The sequence below is a fragment of the Streptomyces coryli genome (assembly GCF_011044975.1).
In the GTDB taxonomy this organism is placed as follows: Bacteria; Actinomycetota; Actinomycetes; order Streptomycetales; family Streptomycetaceae; genus Streptomyces; species Streptomyces coryli.
The window spans coordinates 1-2459 of sequence record NZ_JAAKZV010000483.1; the positions used below are offsets into that span (position 1 = coordinate 1).

A 2459-nucleotide genomic window follows, 5' to 3' on the forward strand; every position below is an offset into this window, starting at 1 on the left:
GCAACGGGCGGGTGGGAAACAGCAACGCGTCGGCAGGAGCGAAAGATCAGCCCTTATCCAAGTAAGCCAACACCGCCAGCACCCGCCGATTGTCATCATCCGACTGCGCCAGCCCCAGCTTGCCGAAGATGTTCGCCGTATGTTTCGCCACCGCCCGCTCCGTGACCACCAGTTGGGCCGCGATCGCCGCGTTCGAGCGGCCCTGTGCCATCAGCTCCATCACTTCCCGCTCGCGAGGCGTCAGCTTGCCGATCGGCTGGTCCTGGGCCGAGCGGCGTGACACCAGCTGCGAGATCACCTGCGGGTCCATTGCCGTGCCGCCGCCCGCCACCCGCCGCACCGCGTCGATGAATTGGTCCGCGTCGAAGACCCGGTCCTTCAGCAGATAGCCGACCCCGCCGCTGCCGTCCGCCAGCAGCTCACGCGCGTAAAGCTGCTCGACATGCTGCGACAGCACCAGCACCGGCAGCCCGGGCCGCTTCGCCCGCGCCGCCAAGGCGCATTGCAGGCCCTCGTCCGTCAGCGTCGGCGGCAGCCGGACGTCGACGACCGCGAGGTCGGGCCGCAGGTCTTCCAGCGCCCGCGTCAGCTCGGGGCCGTTGTCGACCGCCGCCGCGATCTCGAAGTCGTACGCCTCCAGCAGCCGCACCAATCCGTCTCTCAGGAGGAAGAGGTCTTCGGCGACGACAACGCGCACGGAATCTCCATCGTGATCATCGTGGGGCCGCCCGCGGGGCTGCTGACGGCCAGTACGCCGTCGAATGTACCGAGGCGCCGTTCGATACCGCGCAAGCCGGACCCGGAAGCGTTCGCTCCGCCGCGTCCGTTGTCCGTGACCGACGCCCGCAGCCGCCCGTCCTCGTACGACAGGTCGAGCCACATCCGCTCCGCGCCGGAGTGCTTCGCGGCGTTCGTCAGCGCCTCGCTGATGGCGAAGTACGCGGCCGACTCGACCGGCTCCGCGAACCGGCCCGGCAGCTCCACGTGGACGTCCACCGGCATCGGCATGCGCAAGGCCAGCGCCTCCGCCGCTGGGCCCAGCCCCCGCTCCGCGAGCACCGGCGGGTGGATGCCGCGGACCAGGTCGCGCAGTTCGGTGAGGGCCTCGGCGGAGTCGCCGCGGGCCTTGGCGACCATCTCCTTCGCCTTCGCCGGGTCCTTCTCGATCAGCGCCTCGATCGCGCCGAGGCTCATGCCCATCGCTACGAGCCGGGCCTGCGCGCCGTCGTGCAGGTCGCGCTCGATGCGGCGGAGCTCGGTGGCGGAGGTCTCGACGGCGTCGTAACGGGTCTCGGTCAGCCGCTCCACGCGCTGCTCCAGGTCCACCTCGCGGGGCGCGAGCAACCCCTTGGTGAGCCAGAAGTGCGGGAGCAGCAGGTACCCGCGGAAGTGGAAGCCGAAGGCGGCCAGCACCGCGGCCAGGCCGGCGGCGGCGAAGGCGGTGGCCTGGCTGTTCACCGGCACGAAGCCGTACCAGTACGCGCCGCCCATCGCGCCCTTGAGTACCTGCCACAGTCCGGCGGCGAGGGCGAAGCCCTCCAGCGGGTAGTAGACCAGCGCCCCGGCCAGCAGCGCCGTGACGAAGCCGAAGATCATGTCGACCGGCAGCCAGCGCAGGTCCCGCCAGGTGGCCGGGTCGGAGAGCATCAGCTTGCACCGCTCCAGCTGCCCGATCACGCCGGTGCGCAGATCGGCGGGGAAGGGCCGGTACGCGGGCGGGATGCGCACGCCGCCCCACTCGGCGGCGAGCATGCGCCGCACGTTCGCGTGCGCCCTGACCAGGGAAAGCACCCACGGCGTGGTGAAGGCGCCGACGCCGAGCACGATGAAGACGATCGAGATGACCGAGGCGATGAAGAGCACCAGTGAGCCGCCGATCGCCAGCGCCGCCAGCGCGAAGCCGCGGAGGCCGGTCAGCGCCCAGTCCCGTATCCGCATGCCCGTGCTCTTCGTGTCCGTATCGGTCATGAGGCCTAGTCTGCCGGGCGGCGGCGATCAGGGCACGGGGCTCGCCACCCGAGTAGAGGTGTACCTAGGTCTACCCGGTCGCGCAGCCGGGCCGAAGGTGCTGAGCTGCGCCCCCGTCCCGTAAGAGACGGGGGCGCGCCCGCTCACCCCAGCGGCACGTACTTGTACCCCACCCGCCGCACCGTCACGATCGAGCCCCGATGCTGCGGGCCGAGCTTGCGGCGGAGGCGGGCGATGTGGACGTCCACGGTGCGGCCGTCGCCGACGTGGCCGTAGCCCCACACGGTGCCCACGAGCTGGTCGCGGGTGTGGACGCGGTGCGGGTGCGCCACTAGGTGGGCGAGGAGCTCGAATTCGAGGTAGGTGAGGTCGAGCTGGTCGCCGTTGAGGTGGGCCGTCCAGGTCTCCCGGTCGATCCGCAGGGCGCCGCCGGCCTCGGCGGGCGGCGGCGGGGCGGCCTCGCCCGGCGTCACGGCGCGCAGGCGGGGGCG

At 71.7% G+C, this 2459-nt stretch carries 3 protein-coding genes; all 3 read right to left on the reverse strand.

Annotation, left to right across the window (positions count from 1 at the left end; translation table 11 throughout):
• Positions 1-46 precede the first annotated feature (46 nt).
• A complete protein-coding gene (locus tag G5C51_RS41510) occupies positions 47-697 on the reverse strand; it encodes a LuxR C-terminal-related transcriptional regulator (protein WP_165246052.1) in 651 nt (216 codons plus the stop codon).
• Positions 661-1938 (reverse strand): sensor histidine kinase, encoded by a 1278-nt coding sequence (locus G5C51_RS41515; protein ID WP_165246054.1) that lies wholly within the window; start codon positions 1936-1938, stop codon positions 661-663. Before G5C51_RS41515 ends, G5C51_RS41510 begins: the two co-directional genes overlap by 37 nt.
• A 173-nt stretch (positions 1939-2111) precedes the next feature.
• A partial coding sequence (locus tag G5C51_RS41520) for a winged helix-turn-helix domain-containing protein (RefSeq protein WP_240930283.1) occupies positions 2112-2459 on the reverse strand: 348 nt, incomplete at its 5' end.

What these genes read in the sequence shown, in the direction of transcription:
- G5C51_RS41515 (WP_165246054.1), bottom strand. Translation starts at nt 1,938, where the DNA reads ATGCGGATACGGGACTGGGCGCTGACCGGCCTCCGCGGCTTCGCGCTG.